General features: G+C 43.7%; 15 protein-coding genes. 9 read left to right on the top strand and 6 right to left on the bottom strand.

Features of this window, described 5'->3' with window-relative positions:
* The first annotated feature begins 30 nt into the window (after nt 1–30).
* Both WC496_03290 and WC496_03285 read left to right on the top strand, forming a co-directional pair.
* On the top strand, nt 31–1,140 hold the full coding sequence (locus WC496_03290; protein MFA5292039.1) for a glycoside hydrolase family protein: 1,110 nt from the start codon (nt 31–33) through the stop codon (nt 1,138–1,140).
* 69 nt (nt 1,141–1,209) lie between these two features.
* Nucleotides 1,210–2,325, top strand: a complete 1,116-nt coding sequence (locus tag WC496_03285) for a DegT/DnrJ/EryC1/StrS family aminotransferase (GenBank protein MFA5292038.1) — start codon at nt 1,210–1,212, stop codon at nt 2,323–2,325.
* A 52-nt stretch (nt 2,326–2,377) separates the two neighbouring features.
* On the opposite strand, the gene WC496_03280 is transcribed toward WC496_03285, so the two are convergent.
* Nucleotides 2,378–3,901, bottom strand: a complete 1,524-nt coding sequence (locus tag WC496_03280) for a hypothetical protein (GenBank protein ID MFA5292037.1) — start codon at nt 3,899–3,901, stop codon at nt 2,378–2,380.
* Between the two features lie 269 nt (nt 3,902–4,170).
* Between WC496_03280 and WC496_03275 the strand changes: the two genes are divergently transcribed.
* From WC496_03275 to WC496_03250, 6 genes are all read left to right on the top strand, one after another.
* A complete protein-coding gene (locus tag WC496_03275) occupies nt 4,171–5,163 on the top strand; it encodes a DNA recombination protein RmuC (GenBank protein MFA5292036.1) in 993 nt (330 codons plus the stop codon).
* A gap of 18 nt (nt 5,164–5,181) precedes the next feature.
* The gene (locus WC496_03270) at nt 5,182–5,631 is read left to right on the top strand and encodes a transposase (protein ID MFA5292035.1); all 450 of its coding nucleotides are present in this window, start codon (nt 5,182–5,184) and stop codon (nt 5,629–5,631) included.
* Between the two features lie 42 nt (nt 5,632–5,673).
* Nucleotides 5,674–6,459, top strand: coding sequence for a hypothetical protein (locus WC496_03265; GenBank protein MFA5292034.1), 786 nt, complete (start codon nt 5,674–5,676; stop codon nt 6,457–6,459).
* A gap of 129 nt (nt 6,460–6,588) precedes the next feature.
* Nucleotides 6,589–7,353 carry a glucose 1-dehydrogenase gene (locus WC496_03260; protein ID MFA5292033.1) on the top strand — a complete coding sequence of 255 codons (765 nt, stop codon included), beginning with the start codon at nt 6,589–6,591 and terminating at the stop codon, nt 7,351–7,353.
* 6 nt (nt 7,354–7,359) lie between these two features.
* Nucleotides 7,360–8,739, top strand: coding sequence for an SLC13 family permease (locus tag WC496_03255; protein ID MFA5292032.1), 1,380 nt, complete (start codon nt 7,360–7,362; stop codon nt 8,737–8,739).
* A 45-nt stretch (nt 8,740–8,784) separates the two neighbouring features.
* Nucleotides 8,785–9,693, top strand: coding sequence for a MauE/DoxX family redox-associated membrane protein (locus WC496_03250; GenBank protein MFA5292031.1), 909 nt, complete (start codon nt 8,785–8,787; stop codon nt 9,691–9,693).
* 3 nt (nt 9,694–9,696) lie between these two features.
* On the opposite strand, the gene WC496_03245 is transcribed toward WC496_03250, so the two are convergent.
* From WC496_03245 to WC496_03230, 4 genes are read right to left on the bottom strand one after another with little or no spacing between them, the layout of a single operon-like run.
* A complete protein-coding gene (locus WC496_03245) occupies nt 9,697–10,929 on the bottom strand; it encodes an aldo/keto reductase (GenBank protein MFA5292030.1) in 1,233 nt (410 codons plus the stop codon).
* 41 nt (nt 10,930–10,970) lie between these two features.
* Nucleotides 10,971–12,473 (bottom strand): 4Fe-4S binding protein, encoded by a 1,503-nt coding sequence (locus WC496_03240; GenBank protein ID MFA5292029.1) that lies wholly within the window; start codon nt 12,471–12,473, stop codon nt 10,971–10,973.
* Nucleotide 12,474: 1 nt separating this feature from the next.
* A complete protein-coding gene (locus tag WC496_03235) occupies nt 12,475–13,464 on the bottom strand; it encodes a DUF362 domain-containing protein (protein MFA5292028.1) in 990 nt (329 codons plus the stop codon).
* A complete protein-coding gene (locus WC496_03230) occupies nt 13,451–14,464 on the bottom strand; it encodes a DUF6599 family protein (protein ID MFA5292027.1) in 1,014 nt (337 codons plus the stop codon). Before WC496_03230 ends, WC496_03235 begins: the two co-directional genes overlap by 14 nt.
* Nucleotides 14,465–14,596: 132 nt before the next feature.
* Between WC496_03230 and WC496_03225 the strand changes: the two genes are divergently transcribed.
* Entirely contained in the window at nt 14,597–14,812 is a 216-nt protein-coding gene (locus tag WC496_03225) for a twin-arginine translocase TatA/TatE family subunit (protein ID MFA5292026.1), read from the top strand.
* Nucleotides 14,813–14,830: 18 nt separating this feature from the next.
* Here the strand turns inward: WC496_03225 and tatC are convergent, their stop codons facing one another.
* Nucleotides 14,831–15,586 carry a twin-arginine translocase subunit TatC gene (gene tatC, locus WC496_03220; protein ID MFA5292025.1) on the bottom strand — a complete coding sequence of 252 codons (756 nt, stop codon included), beginning with the start codon at nt 15,584–15,586 and terminating at the stop codon, nt 14,831–14,833.
* Nucleotides 15,587–15,594: the final 8 nt, after the last annotated feature.

Genomic DNA, 15,594 nt, shown 5'->3' with positions numbered 1-15,594 from the left:
GGTATTTAATATGGATTGCAGGTTTGTTAAATGGCAAAAGACATAAAATTTACCTGTCTATTATTAATAGCTGCTGCGGCAATCTTTCCCTCAATGCTCCCGGCCCAATCAAGTCCAGAAAATGACGTCAATTTTAAAGATAGATTATTGCCTGCGCCGCTGGACGGCGGATTCAAAATGGACGGCTACTGGGTATGGTGCGGCTCGGTTATAAAAGGAGAAGACGGGAAATATCATATGTTCGCATCACGCTGGCCGAAAGGATTGAGTTTCAGTCCTCACTGGCTGACAAATTCCGAAGTTGTCAGGGCTGTTTCCGATACACCCGGCGGGCCTTACAAATTTGCGGAAGTGGTTTTACCGCCGCGAGGTGAAAAATACTGGGACGGGAAAATGACCCATAATCCGGTTATCTGCAAATCCGGCGATACCTATTTATTGTATTATACCGGAACGACTTATCACGGCGATATGCCGACGCCGGCAAATCCGACTACGGAAGATTCTCCGCTGAAACTGGAAGCTCATCGGCACGAAAGAATCGGACTGGCCACTTCAAAATCTGTTTATGGCCCCTGGAAAAGAAGAAACAAGCCGATTTTAGATGTCCGGCCTAACAGTTGGGAGCAATATCTGGTAAGCAATGCCGCTCCTTTTGTTATGCCTGACGGAAGGATTTATTTGTTTTACAAGGGCGTGCAGAAACTCAGAACGCACGCTATCGGACTGGCTGTCGCGAAAAATTATAAAGGCCCTTATGTCCGTGTTTCCGATAAGCCTTTTGAACTGGGTATGGATGCAGAAGACCCGACCGTCTGGTTCGAGAACGGCAGGTATCATATGCTGCTGCTCGATTGCGGGCGGAAATATTCCAATAAAGAAATATTTTATATTACGTCCGACGACCTTTTACATTGGGATGCGGAAACTGACCCGACAGCAATTACCAAAAATATTCTTTGGCAGGACAGCCAATACAGAAAAATGAGCAGTACGGAACGGCCGCAGATTTTAGTGGAAAACGGAAAAGCGATTTATGTCTTTTTCGCGACAGGCGAAAAAATTAATAGCGAAAAATCCACCTGGAATATGTCGATTCCGCTGAAATCCGAAGACGAAGTTGAAGATGCCGTGCATTAAATTTTGCTTTTTCAAAGCAGAAACTAATAGTATAATGTCTCTTTTATAACTACAGATTCAGGAGTTTATATGAATATAAAGGTTCATCTTTCCCGGCCGGATGTAAACGGAGATGATATTAAGGCGGTAGTTGAAGTTCTTAAAACGCCAAACCTTTCGCTCGGACCGAAAATACCCGAATTTGAGGAAAAACTGGCTAAATACATCGGCAGAAAATACGCCGTTGCGGTCAATTCCGGCACAAGCGGGCTTTTCCTGTGTCTTCAGACCCTTGGGATAGGCAAAGGCGATGAGGTGATAACCACGCCTTTTACGTTTATCGCTACGACAAACAGTATTCTGATGGTCGGGGCAAAGCCGGTATTTGTAGATATCGACCCTGTAAGCCTGAATATCGACCCGAAAAAAATCGAGGCAAAAATCACTTCCAAAACCAAGGCGATTATGCCGGTTGTAGTTTTCGGTAATCCGGTAGGACTCGATAAAGTCTGGAAAATTGCGAAAAAGCATAAACTGCCTGTAATAGAGGATAGCTGCGAAGGGCTTGGCTCCGAAATTAATGGGCAGAAAATCGGCAACTTCGGGACGATGAGCAATTTTGCATTTTATCCGAATAAGCAGATGACAACGGGCGAAGGCGGAATGATTCTTACGGATTATGAAAAACTTGCCGATATTTGCAAATCACTCCGTAATCAGGGTCGCGGCAAAAGCGGCGGATGGCTTGCTCACGACAGAGTCGGCTATAATTTCAGAATGAGTGATATTAATGCGGCTCTTGGAATCAGCCAGCTTAAAAGAATCGAACAATTTGTCCAAAAACGCCGAAAAGTCGCGGCTTTATATCAGGAGCTTTTGGCTGATGAGGATAGAATCATTGTGCCAAAGGAACCGGCCGGCAGCAGGATGAGCTGGTTTGTATTTGTCGTTAGATTGAAAGAATCGTCAAAACGGAATGCCATTTTAAATGCTATGCTCGCAGAAGGAATCCAGGTAAGTAATTATTTCCCGCCCGTAACGCTTCAGCCTTTTATGGTCGAAAAATTCCGTTATAAAGACGGCGATTTTCCAATCACCGATAAGGTATGCAAAAGCACAATAGCGCTTCCGTTTTATAATAATCTGACTAAAGATAAAGCGGTACTGGTGTGTAAAACGCTTAAGAAATGTCTCGATAAGGCATAAAAAAAGCCCCGGTTTTAAAACCGGGGCTTTTTTATTTTATAGCATTAGCAATCTATTCATAGAAGTGCGTTGATTCTGTTTCCGAAACAACTCTATCGAGTTGGTCTGCGGCCATCTCAGCTTTAAAGCGTATATCGCCGGCGGCTGTCGCCCTGACAGTAACTTCCCAGATAGCCTGGGTTCCTGGAGCCAGTCCGGCCAGAGTTTCAAATGTGATTGTGCCATTATCCGAGAACTGTCCCTGCGTAACGCCAACACTGCCGACATATCCCATCTGCGGTTCAAGCATTGCCTTTATTGAAATATTCGTTAAAGGAACGGCGCCCTGATTGGTTGCGACGATTCTGTAGGTTACCGTATTGCCGATTTTTATCGGGTCGGTAAGGTCGCCGACTTCGAGCAGAATTCCAGCCTCACCTTTTACAAATGTCTGAGTTGTAGCTATAACGGCGTCAGCACAAACAGCCGAGGCGCTGGCAGTATTCACAAAGGTGCCTGTACTGTTTGTCATATATGTTACGAAAGTTTTTACGGTATCGCCCTGATTGAGTCTTGCAACTCTCCACATAACCTTATTGCCGGATAACATGCCGCCCCGGCTTGCCCTTATAAAATTCAGGCCGGCAGGTATCGGGTTCTCTATGATAATATCAGCAGCAGTGCCGTCGCCGGTATTGGTTACGGAAATTTCATAAGTAATTTCTTTATTGATGGAGTGCGTTTCGGGGCCTGTGTTTGTAATCGCAAGCATAGGTGTTGTTACTGTAGTTGTAATAGTCGGTGATTCTACTGTTACATCGTTGTCGGCGATAGCGACGGCAGTATTGGTGTAAATGCCGCTTTTCAGAGCATTTACCATAACGGATATTGATTTCGATGTTCTGGCAGGCAATACGCCGATTGGGATATCGATATTAGTTTTGCCCTGAGCGGTTACGAGGCCTTCAGGGAGATTATCAACAATTCTTAAATTGTTTGCAGTGCCGGTACCTGTATTTGCAACCTTGAATATGTATATAATCGGTTTGCAGACCGGCATTTCAGCGGGAGCGCTCATGCTAAGTGCGATTTTAGGCTGAAGACTTATCGTCTGAGTGCGAATAGGCATTCTATATGCAACATCTGAATACGTTTGAACGATGCCGCCGGTAGAAGCTATGGCAACGCCTTTGATTTCCTTTGTTTCTCTTGGGGCAAACTCCGGAAGTGTCCATATAAGTTTATCCCCATCGATATTGGCCGGGGGATTTGACGATTTGTGTTTGAAATTTCTGATAAGCGTATCTGTCACGACAACGTCGGACAGTATGTCATCGCTGAGATTTGTAACCCTGATTTTATACTCGAATTCTGCGCCTGCCTGCACCTGGGCGGGCATAATCTTGTCAAGCCGAACTACAGAGCAGCCCTGGCAGGGATAAAGCCTTGCGGCGATATTCGGAGTAATTTGCGGCAGGGGCGTCGGAGCCGGCAATGCTTTTTGTTCCTGAATATTCATGCCGGTATTGGAATTATCACAACCCGAAACAAGTACGAAACATACAGATAATAACATCAGCAGTGTTTTGTTGTTCATAACTATGCCTCATCTAAGGAGTTATATGGAGATTCTTAAATTCACCGGTAACCGTTATGTCGGTTTTTCTTCCATCCCTGATTATCAACCAACAGATAATATATTTTTTTGAAGCGAGAATTATAACATGTAAAGATAGATAAAAAAAGTGTTTTTTCAAAAGCAGTATATCATTATTTGCAATCGCTGTTTACGCCGTATTGATTCTTTTGTATAGCTTTTGACAAATCCGACATTGAGGCTATAATTTTTCGAGGCAGGTAATCATTATGACTGAAACTTTTATTATTATCCTTATCATAGCTGTTTTAGCAATTATAGCGGTCTTATTATGGCTGGCTCACGCTTTCGGCGGTATCCGCTCGCTTGGTCAGCAGCTCGAAGCATTGAGGACGGCTCAGGATAATCTGTCGCAGAATCTCCAGAAATCTCTTATTTCAGGTCAGGACACGGTAAATAAAAATCTCCAGTTCAACGCCCAGACCCTTGAAAAGGTAAATAATCAGCTCGGCCAGCTTCAGGGTTCAAGTCAGAGGATAATTGAGCTGGGGTCGGATTTAAAAAATCTTCAGCAGATACTTGCCAGTCCCAAGCTCCGCGGCGGCTTAGGCGAATGGTCTTTGGAAAATATACTTTCTGCACTTCTGCCCGTGGATAGTTTCGCTCTTCAATATAGTTTTCGCGACGGCAAAATTGTCGATGCACTGGTAAAGATGCCACAATATTCAGTTCCAATCGATGCGAAATTCCCGCTGGAAAATTTCAAGAAGCTCCAACTGGCACAAAATGAAGCTGACGCAAAGAAAGTCCACAGAGAATTTTTAAAGGATGTTCAGAAACATATCGACAAGATTGCGCAAAACTATATCAGGCCCGATGAAGGGACACTGGATTTTGCGATGATGTTTATACCCGCTGAAAATGTTTATTACGAGGCAATGGTAAAAACCTCTGATGATACGATAAGTATTCAGGATTATGCGATGGAAAGAAAGGTCTTTCCAGTTTCGCCGAACCTGCTTTATGTTTATCTTATGACGATAGTAATGGGCCTTCACGGTATGCAGATTGAAAAACAGGCCGCCGAGATTCGCAAAAATCTCAAGACCCTCAATTCCTCGTTCGGAGATTTTATTGCAACCTGGGACACTCTCGGCACACATCTGCGAAACGCAAACGGCAAACACGATGAAGGTCAGAAAAAATTAGATAAGTTAGTAATGCAGTTAGAACAAATACAGGATAAGGAAAACCCCCAGTAAAACTGGGGGCTAAATATTATGGCGAAAACCTTAGGTTATCACATAACGTGGACAACTTATGGCACGTGGCTGCAGGGAGATAATCGGCGTTATGTAAAAGACGGGAAAATTCTCCCTGCAAATGAAGCACTATTACAGGCCAACCAAAAATTACAGGTACAAGACACTGTCAAACTATCGAAACCTCAACAGGAAATTGCGAGGGATGCCATAACGAGACAAGCGGAATTGCTTAAACAGCAAATATATGCCTTGGCGGTAAAATCCAATCATATTCATATCGTTGCTGAATATATTCCCCAGCCAATTGCTAAAATCGTGGCGTATTATAAAAGTGCTGCACGTCTTGCCTTGAAAACGGTTGGTTGTGATGGTAAAGTCTGGACAGCAGGATATGATAAAAGATTTTGTTTTGACAAGGAAACATTGGAACGAAGAATAAGGTATGTGCAAAATCACAATAAATAATATATTTAGCCCGCCGTTTAACGGCGGGTTTGGAATTCTAAAATGCGAATAGTAATGCCACTTTTTGATTTTAATTATCAAGATTTGCGAGAATTTGTTTTTGAAGGGGGGAGATATGCATTACGTTGTTTTGATGCTCATAATGAATTACCGAAAGTAGATCTTTTTTCAAAGCGGGACATTCATGTTATGGAATTTCAGCCTTGGGCTTTGGTCGCTGAAAATCCGGACTTGACCAAGTATAAAGAAGAAATAAACATTTTAATACTCTCATTCAAAATTTGTAAACTTTCTCGTCTTTTTATAAAATATCGTTTGTGTAAAGAAGATGCTACTCTTTGTAGACTACTTAATGAAACTACGCATTATATTTCACCAGAAGTTGAGCTATACACTTTTGAGGATTTAAGGGTTATAAATAGTCGATTCTCCAATCTGAAGGAGATGAGTACTATCTCAAACAGAACTCATAATGCCATATATTTCATGTTCAGAGGATTTCTCTCGGGAAAAATGATAGATACTTTTATCTTTTTGATGGCTGCTATTGAGTCTCTTTTTTCAAACGAGACTATGGGAGGGGCCACAAGAACAATATGTACAAGGGTCTCTAAATTTTTAGAGTGTAAGACTCGATGTGAATATAAGGATATAGAAAAATTATATGATCTTCGTTCTAAAATGGTACATGGCAGGGTTATAATAAGCGATGAGGTTAAAGGCCAATTGCCAACATTGTATGAGCTTGAGTATGTATTGAGAGAATGCATGAAAAAGATGTTGGATGAGAAGATTTATCTGCTATATAATGATGTCGCAAAAAAATAGAAATATTTCAATAGTTTATGAAGATTTCTTGAAAATAATTAGCCCCCGGTTTTACCGGGGGTTTAAACCCGCCGTGAAATGGTAAAAGAAACCCCCAGTGGAACTGGGGGCTAAATATAAAAAGGAATAATGATGATTTACGAAGATTTAAAAGGTAAAAAGGTTTTAGTTACCGGTTCGAGCAGCGGGATAGGTGCCGCAACGGCAAAGATGTTCGCTCAGCAGGGGTGTTTTGTCGGCGTACATTATTTCAGAACACCGCAGGGCGGCGAAAAAACACTGGCCGAAGTTAAGGAGTATTCGAGCGGCTGTCTGCTCAAGGCGGATATGCGGGATAAAAAACAGGTAACAACGCTAATACAGGATTTTATAAGCCAAACCGGCGGAATCGACATTCTTGTCAATAACGCAGGTTCTCTTATAGCCCGGCAGTTTTTTGCCGATGCGACGGAGGAATATTTGGATGATGCCTTTGACACAAACGTTAAAAGCGTCCTGCTCGCAACGCAGGCGGGGCTGGAAGGATTAAAGAAGTCGAAGGGCTGTATAATTAATATCGGTTCAATCGCAGGGCATAATGGCGGGGCAGGCGGCGGAGGGATTTATGCCTCTGCAAAAGCGGCGGTCGCAACAATGACGATAGCAATGGCAAAGGAGTTTGCTCCTTTCGGCATAAGAGTTAATTCTGTTTTGCCCGGGCTGATTGAGACGAGATTCCACGAGCAGTTCAGTACGCCCGAAAGGCGGGCACAGGTCGCTCAGCAAACTCCGCTGGGTCGAAACGGCAAAGCGGAAGATGTGGCGAAGGCAATTCTGTTTCTTTCAAGCGATGCGGCATCTTTTATCACCGGCGAATATATCGCTGTCAACGGCGGTTTATATATGCGGGCGTAAAATTATATGTTGAAAAAACTTTTACTTCTGATTTTGCTGCCTTTACTCTTTGCTTTTCTGGGTCACTTTGCAGGATTAACCAATCAGCAGGCAGCAATCGTCGGCGTTTTTTCAGTCTCTATTCTCGGCACACTGCTTTTCTGGGATTTAAGATTGGGCTTTTTATTTGTCGGCAGCGGCGTGCTTTTCCTGATTCACAGCATAGATATGGAACAATTCATTCAGTATGCCTCGCTGGATGTGATTTTTTTCCTTGTGGGTATGATGATTGTCGTTGCCTCTATGAAAGATTCCGGGTTGTTTGAGTGGCTGGTAAGTGCCATATTGAAAACCAGAAATCTCGGCGGGATGAGAATGTTTATAATGATAATGGTGCTGTCAGCCGTTTTTTCCGGTTTTACGGGAGAGGCCGCTTCCATCGTGGTTATAATGGCTATCATCCTTGAGCTTTGCGATTTACTTGAAATCAATCCTGTTCCATTAATTATTTCCTCCGTTCTTGCGACCAATATCGGCTCAGCCGCGACGTTATTCGGCAATCCTATAGGTATTATCATAGCTTTAAGAGGAAAACTTAGTTTTGAAGATTTTCTGACTCACGCATTGCCTATTTCAGTTTTCCTTCTTGTGATTTCCGTTTTCGTTCTTGGTCTGTGGTATCGAAATTACATAAAAGAGCTTTCTTCCAAACTTAAAGCCAAACGCACAGAGATACTGGCGAGACATTCGATGCGTTTTGATGCCGAAAAACAGACAAGCCTTATTATTTTCACTGTAATGCTTTTAATTATAGCCTTGCATAAAAGACTGGAAATTTTATTAGGTCTTGAGAACAACACTCTTCTTATAATCACCCCGATAGTTTTCGCCGGATTTGTCATATTTCTGCATCGCGCAAGAGCCATAAATTATATCGAAAATGGAGTCGAATGGGGCTCTTTGTTGTTTTTTATGTTCCTTTTTGTACAAGCCGGCGTGATGCAATCCTCCGGCGTTGCACAATTTTTTGCCGAACGGCTTATGCACAGTACCGGCGGAGATGACCGATTATTGTGCGGGGTCACAATTTTCTCCAGCGGCATTCTGTCAGGGGTTCTGGATAATACGGTTGTGGTAGCTTCGTTTGTACCGGTGGTAAAAAATTTACAGATGACGCATATGACTCTGAGGCCTTTGTGGTGGTGTCTGCTGTTTGGCGCCTGTCTTGGCGGCAATTTGACCGCGATAGGCTCTACCGCAAATATTATTGCAATAGGTATGCTTGAAAAACAGCGGAAAATCAAGCTGAACTTTGTTGAATGGCTGAAAATTGGAACAATCGTTACTTTAGTTACTCTTATTATCGCGTTTGTTTGCATAGTTTTTGTGCCTTTCTTTGGTAAATAGTAATAAATTAAATAAATAATCCGATTTAGCCGTAATAAGGAATATATGAAAAAAGCGAATATCATAGTAATGTGGATAGCAGGGGTGATTTTGCTGTTCGCAGCAGCGATGAAGATTCAACAGTTGCTCACCGAGCCGATAATCAGCAAAGGGTTCTGGGAGTCGTGGGAGTTTTTCCTTATTCAGATACCGCTTGAACTTGGTCTTGGCATCTGGCTTGTATGCGGTTTGTTCAGGAAGGCGGGCTGGCTGCTTGCCTTAATTTCTTTTGCCGGGTTTATTGTCGTTACATTATATAAGGGATTAATTGGGGCCGAATCCTGCGGCTGTTTTGGTATGGTTAAAGTAAATCCATGGATTACATTTTTTGCAATGGATGTCCCAATATTCATACTGCTTGCATTTTTCAGGCCAAAAGATTTAAAGTTATTCCCTCCGCCGTGGCCCAGGGCCGTTCATTTTTTCGCTGTTGCGATACCGACTTTTATTTTGCTGCCTGTAATTGAATATGTGCTTATCACAAACAAGCCGCCGATGGTTAGCGAGAAATATGAAGTGCTTGAAGTCAAACAGTGGACAAATCAGGAAGTTTGGCCGCTGCTTAAATATGTAGATATTTCAGACCGGCTGCAAAGCGGCGAGTGGGTTGTGCTTATGTACCATAACGACTGTCCTACCTGCCGGGAGGCGATGCCTGGATACGAGAAGATGTATAAGGACCTTAAAGGCAATAATGTCGATATGGCGTTTATTGAAATGCCGCCTTACGAAGAGGGAGACCTGCAATTGGTTCCGCCGGATAGTCACGTAAATCGCGGCAGGCTGAGCGATGCAAAAAAATGGCTCGTGGAAACGCCGGTTGTGGTTATTCTGCGAGACGGACTGCCGTTAAAGGCGTGGCAGGGCTACGCACCGAATTTCGATGAAATAATCGAAGTAACTTTCGGACAATAGGTTCTATGCCAACAGTTTTTCCGCTTCGAGCATCAATTTGCCGATTTTATTGCCATTGGGGCAAATATTTTCAGCGGCACTGAAATCGACCGAACTGATTTTGCAGTTTACCTTCGAGCAGGTCTGAGCGAAAAGCTCTTTAGCGAGTTTCACATCGCCGTATTTACGATGATACATCAGCGAACGCATCACATCGCTTACATAAGGCATTTGAGGAACTGCTGTCGCGCAGGCAGTACAGGCATTGCAATATCCGCTGCATGTCTGTTTGGCGTAGCTGCCCATAAAATCCAAATCGCTTTTGCTTATTTCTGTCTTGTCCAGAACTGCGGCAACGTTTGAGGTCAGATGTGCCACGCTTCTCATACCTACACAGGCGGAACAAATCCGGTCGTCCTGAAGAATAGTTTTAATCTTGGCCTGGCCTTCTGTGAAACCTTTTTCGAGAAAGTGCTTGTCGAGCGGTTTTTCGTCTTCAACGTCCGAGCGTCCTCCCTGAGTTTTCATCGCAATCAGGGCGATGCCGGCCGCTTTGCAGGCGTCAACGGCAGCTATAAACTGCGGGTCCTGCATTAGTCGGAAATTATAACTGGTCATAATCGCGTCAATCCAGTCCACCTTCGAGGCCGCCAATAGACACTCTGTCATATTTCTATGCGTACTGAAGCCGAAATACCTGATGAGACCTTTGGCCTTTGCGTCGGCGGCCCATTGCTTTAGATTGTCGTTCAAATCCGAGGGCTTATCCATCCCGTGTACGCCATAATACAAATCGACATATTTCGTATTCATTCTTTGGAAGGAAGTCTGGAGTCGTTCGGTGCGTGAAGCAGAGTCATTTGCACCAGAGGCCTTGGAAACTATGAATACATCTTTTCGCTTATCAGGATTTTTAGCAAAGAACATTCCTATACCTTCTTCGCTTTTGCCGCCGGCGTAACCGTTAGCGGTATCCCAGTAATTGACGCCCCATTGCAGACTTTTATACAGGATTATCTGGTTGTCAACAGTGTCAAACATTGCGCCAAGCGATAAAGCAGGGATTGTGATATCTGTTCTTCCAAATTTCCTTCTTGGAACCTGTGGATAGGTTTGTTTTGCAGGCTTGTTTGGTTCGGCGGGTTTGTTGGCATCGACCGCGGCGGATAAAACACTTCCGGACGCAAAAGCTGCGGCAATACCGGCGCCGGCGGCGGATTTGAAAAATGTTCTTCTATCTATTTTTTCGTTCTTCATAAGTTTTTTCTCCGAAAATTTATAATTACAAATTCAGTTTTTTACAAAAAGAACTTATTTTCCCTGCTTTGTCCGTCAGGGGTTACTATTATAGCACCTTTTGAGCCGACGGGACACTCATGCTGACAAATTCCGCAGCCGATGCATCGCTGCGGGTCTACATAAGGCCGCAAAATCGCTGTCTCATTTTGTTTATCATCGCCCGGCTGTGTATAAATAGCTTTGGGACTGACCGGACAGTTTTCCTGACAAACGAGACAGGGTATGCCGTACGCCCAGGGCAGACATTTCGACCTGTCTACGAATGCCGTACCGATTTTAACGGGGCCTTTATCGCTGAAATCGCCTTTGCCGAGTTTTTCGGCCAGCGTAAGCGGTTTAATCGCCGCTGTAGGGCAGATATAGCCGCACGCTACGCAGTTGAGCTGACAGCCGCTTGTGCCGATACGATTGTTCATTACAGGCGTCCAGAGATTTTCAAGACCGGCTTCCAAACCTGCCGGCTGAATTACATTACTCGGACATAGCCGCATACACTGGCCGCATTTGAGGCAGCGTTTTAGAAAATCCTTTTCAGGTATCGCTCCGGGCGGCCGGATTAAATTGCTGTCCTTATATGAGGCGCCGAAAAGTCTTAATGCGGGCAGGGTAAGCAGTCCTGTAAACGCTGCCGCTACCAAGCCTCGCCGTGACAGGTCAGGTGACATCTGGATAGTTTCAGATTCAGCCGTACTGAAATCGACGGCGTTAAATTTGCAATCGTCGATGCAATTAAAACACAACAGGCATTCGCTTAATTTTACCGTTTCGGCAGGTTCGCATGAACCCTGACAATGGCTGTCGCATAATTTACAATCAGTGCATTTGGAAAGATTGCGGTTAATTCGCAGAATCGCGAACCTGTTGATGAGGCCGAATAAAGCGCCCAATGGACAGATGTAGATACAGAAAAATCGCGGCTTGTAGAAATTCAAAAGTACGAATATCAGGAAAACTGCGAGTGTAAGCAGTGACGACTGGTAAAATCTGTTGGTCGCCACGATTTTCGCGGAACTGCCGATTATCGGCAGAATCAGGAGATTTATCGAACGAGTAAAAAGCGGTATAGGGTCGAGCAAACCGCTTAAAAGGCTCGAAGACCCGCCGAAAGCGGCCATTATCAGAAAAACGATAAGAATATAATATTTTATTCTCTGCGCTTTGTGGTATTTGTGAAGCGAAATCAGTTTCGAGGTTTTTTTGCCGTGCGCAAGATGAGAAACAAACTGATGTAATGTACCGAACGGACAAACCAGACCGCAGAAGAACCTGCCGAATAGAATCGTAAGAATAATCGTTATAAGAGACCAAAGCAGCGAGGCGTAGAGTTTGTGCGTTGAAAGTACTGTTCCTATCACGCCGAGCGGGTCAAGATTCAGGAAAAAATTCACAGGCCAGCCGCGATGCTGCCAGAGTTTTTGGCCGATGGTCGTTACAACACAGAGCCAGATAAACAGAGTAAAAAAGAAAATCTGACTTATTCTTCTTGTTGTTGTGATTTTCATTTTACGCCTTTGGTTGTGTATATAAAGGTTTAAGCGACTGATAATCAGTCGTGCCAAGTCCGAGTTTTTCCGCTTTGACAAGATATGGTAGTTCTTCAGGCTTGAGGCCGAGCAGCGATGCACCGAAACTGTCGGCAGCAACCTGGTCGCAGCTTGCAATCATAGTATTGGTCTGTTTAAGGTCTGATTCCGAACCGCCCGTCGGACCGTTTGATACCATTGTCTCTGTGCCGTCAAGTATAACAAGTGTCGGTCTTATCAGCATAGCAAGTTCAACAATAATTTTATTGATATCCTGATGGAAAATACTTCGATTGCCGCCGAGCAGGCCGTACCAGTTTTTCATAGACATTGACGCGATACTTCTTCTATGGTCTTTTACGATAGCAATGCCTATAACTTTATCAACTTTTTTGAGCGGCTTATAAAGCATAGGCCAGTTATGAATAAGTTCGGCTCCTTTAAGCGTTATTGGTTTAAAGTAGTCCGGCCGGGGCAGAAGTATTTCAGCACCATTTTTCTGAGCGGCAGAAGCGATTTGGCTAAGTTCGAAGCAGCTTTTCGGGTCATTGATGGGATTATCGGCAATAAAGACTTTTTTTGCTCCGGCCTGATAGCATAGTTTTATTACCTGCGTAATCAGTTCGGGATGCGTAGTGGCGCATATTCGCGGCGGCATAGCAAATCCTGCATTAGGTTTCAACAGAACATTTTCGCCCGGCTTGATAAACCTTTCCATACCGCCAAGCAGTTCTATGGCCTTTGTAACTGTTGCAGGGCGGTTGGAGCCGGTTACGATGCTCATTGTTTTGTCGGCAATCGGTGGTACAGAATAGTTCATAGCTTCGACAATATTGCCGGACTGCGGAGAGATTTTTGCAGGGTCGGCTTCGTAAAGCAAGCCCGCCAGAACCGCCGCTGCCGCTGCGGAGATGCCCGCCTTTGTGCAGCGAAGAATGAAATCTCTTCTTGATAACTTATTTTGTGCCATTTTTTGTACCGGCAAGGCTATTTTTAAACAATACCGCCAGATTGGTCAAATTGCCAATCGGTCCTGAACCGCGAACGCCCGCAAAATAGTTTTCATATCGGAAAATTATATCGGTTGTGCCGAATAGTTCAACGGCTTTCGAGCCGGGGATATCGATATTATTTGCCGGTTCTGTTCCGCCGTTTTCTATTAAAAAGTTATAATATTTATCGAAAAGAACCTGTGCCGAACTGCTGTCCGGCATATCAGCGATAAAAACGGTCATATCGTTTCCGGAAATGCTATATGCGGCAGTAAAGATGTTTTTCATCTCTGCACAGCCGAAAGCATCCTCTTTAATGAGTTTGAGTGAATCAAAAACGAAATTATCTTTCGGGAAAAAGTTTATTGCGAATGGTTCGGAAGGTTCTTTCAAGGCAAAACCTGTAAGCTGCTTTGCGGCGGATTCGGCTGAGTCCAAAAGCTGATTCGCGTCGGATGATAATATTATTTCAAAATAAAAATTTCCTGATGCTGAATAAACAGCATCTTTTGTCTTATATCCGAATTGCGCCCAGCCGAGAGGCTGACTTTTTCTTCTTTTCTGGCCGCTGTAAACGGCGAATGCGTTTTTGCCCTTGGCCATATCGTAAACATAGACTTCCGCCCATTCCTGATCCGATTGCTTACTGCTGTATCGTCTGCATTGCAGCGAGACAAACTCGTTTTGCAGGTACAGGTCAGCTTTGCCGTCAATTTTTTCGTAGAGGTTGTCGGCATTGTAGCTTTCCACTTCGTTTGCAGGCTTGAAATCCGCTCCGAAAAGCTGCTGGTTCAGCCAGTCCTGTGTTTTAGGCGTTACGGATTTGTTTTCAGAAGCGGTATTCGCCGTGGTTGGGGCGGCTGGAACGTAATAATGTTTCTGCTTTGTAATTATGCCGATAAAGATAATAATAAGCACAAATAATATGATATAGCTTATGATTGTGTGAGTTCGATTTTTGTTGATTGCTTCGGGCATAACATCAGCCTTTATAAAATTTTAGATGCTTGCAACCTTAATTGGTTGTGATTATACTGTTATAAAGCTTGAGCGTCAACTTGTATCGATTTTTATAGCAGATAATTCATGGTATTAAATGGGAGTATAAATATGTTGGAAACAACCAAGTATGTTCTGGCATGGACACCCGGATGGGGAGAAATGGTCATAGTCTTGATTATCGCGCTGCTGATTTTCGGCAGACGCCTGCCGGAAATCGCCCGTTCACTGGGAAAGAGTCTGACGGAGTTCAAAAAAGGACTGAACGAAACTAAGGACGAGATTGAAAAAAAGACTAATCCTGATGACGACGAGAAAAAACAATAAGGCCCGCTGATTTTTGGTTTATTGAATTTTTTTGCGAGTCAGAATACAAAAAACTATCGCCAGTTCATATAATATATACAAAGGAACGGCCAGGGCGATTTGGCTTATTACATCCGGAGGGGTTACAATTGCGGCGATAATAAAAATTGCCAGCAAAACATATTTGCGTACTTTTTTAAGGTTTTCAAGAGAAACAATCCCTATCCAGTTTGCCGCGACAATCGCGACGGGCATCTGGAAAGTTATCGCGAAAACAAACGTCATAGAAATCATAAAGTTGATATAACTGTCCAGCGTTACCTGTGTCTGAACAAACTTTATACCGGTATCGAAACTGACGAAAAACTTTATCACTATCGGTGCGATTAAAAACAGGTAAAACGCAGCGCCGGTGATAAATAAAACGGTACAGACAGGCGCGATAAAATAAACAAGTTTGCGCTCTTTCGGATATAGACCGGCGGAAATAAACTGCCACAATTGATAAATTACCCAAGGCGATGAAAAAACTATGCCGAACAGGAGACCCGTTTTCATATAAACCATAAATTTTTCAGATAAGGAAATCGCCTGAAGCATCGGCTCCATATCGACTTGCTGAAGTGCGTGAATATATGGCTTTGCCATTAACGAAAGAAAAAACCGTGCGAAAAACATACATATTGCCAGGGCGGCAGCGATTCCGAGCAGGGCCAGTATCACCCTTGCCCGAAGCTCTTCGAGGTGATCGCCAAGAGACATTTCAGTAAATTTTTGTTCTATTTTTTCTGTCATTTTTGCCT

The sequence above is a fragment of the Phycisphaerae bacterium genome, from assembly GCA_041652575.1.
GTDB lineage: Bacteria > Planctomycetota > Phycisphaerae > Sedimentisphaerales > UBA12454 > UBA12454.
The sequence above is the reverse complement of the archived record's forward strand: the minus strand, read 5'-3'. Positions and strand labels throughout refer to the sequence as shown.

Excerpts from the sequence above, each read along its gene's own strand:
- WC496_03290 (MFA5292039.1), top strand. The coding sequence starts at position 31 with ATGGCAAAAGACATAAAATTTACCTGTCTATTATTAATAGCTGCTGCG.
- WC496_03285 (MFA5292038.1), top strand. The coding sequence starts at position 1,210 with ATGAATATAAAGGTTCATCTTTCCCGGCCGGATGTAAACGGAGATGAT.
- WC496_03280 (MFA5292037.1), bottom strand. The coding sequence starts at position 3,901 with ATGAACAACAAAACACTGCTGATGTTATTATCTGTATGTTTCGTACTT.
- WC496_03275 (MFA5292036.1), top strand. The coding sequence starts at position 4,171 with ATGACTGAAACTTTTATTATTATCCTTATCATAGCTGTTTTAGCAATT.
- WC496_03270 (MFA5292035.1), top strand. The coding sequence starts at position 5,182 with ATGGCGAAAACCTTAGGTTATCACATAACGTGGACAACTTATGGCACG.
- WC496_03265 (MFA5292034.1), top strand. The coding sequence starts at position 5,674 with ATGCGAATAGTAATGCCACTTTTTGATTTTAATTATCAAGATTTGCGA.
- WC496_03260 (MFA5292033.1), top strand. The coding sequence starts at position 6,589 with ATGATGATTTACGAAGATTTAAAAGGTAAAAAGGTTTTAGTTACCGGT.
- WC496_03255 (MFA5292032.1), top strand. The coding sequence starts at position 7,360 with ATGTTGAAAAAACTTTTACTTCTGATTTTGCTGCCTTTACTCTTTGCT.
- WC496_03250 (MFA5292031.1), top strand. The coding sequence starts at position 8,785 with ATGAAAAAAGCGAATATCATAGTAATGTGGATAGCAGGGGTGATTTTG.
- WC496_03245 (MFA5292030.1), bottom strand. The coding sequence starts at position 10,929 with ATGAAGAACGAAAAAATAGATAGAAGAACATTTTTCAAATCCGCCGCC.
- WC496_03240 (MFA5292029.1), bottom strand. The coding sequence starts at position 12,473 with ATGAAAATCACAACAACAAGAAGAATAAGTCAGATTTTCTTTTTTACT.
- WC496_03235 (MFA5292028.1), bottom strand. The coding sequence starts at position 13,464 with ATGGCACAAAATAAGTTATCAAGAAGAGATTTCATTCTTCGCTGCACA.
- WC496_03230 (MFA5292027.1), bottom strand. The coding sequence starts at position 14,464 with ATGCCCGAAGCAATCAACAAAAATCGAACTCACACAATCATAAGCTAT.
- WC496_03225 (MFA5292026.1), top strand. The coding sequence starts at position 14,597 with ATGTTGGAAACAACCAAGTATGTTCTGGCATGGACACCCGGATGGGGA.
- tatC (MFA5292025.1), bottom strand. The coding sequence starts at position 15,586 with ATGACAGAAAAAATAGAACAAAAATTTACTGAAATGTCTCTTGGCGAT.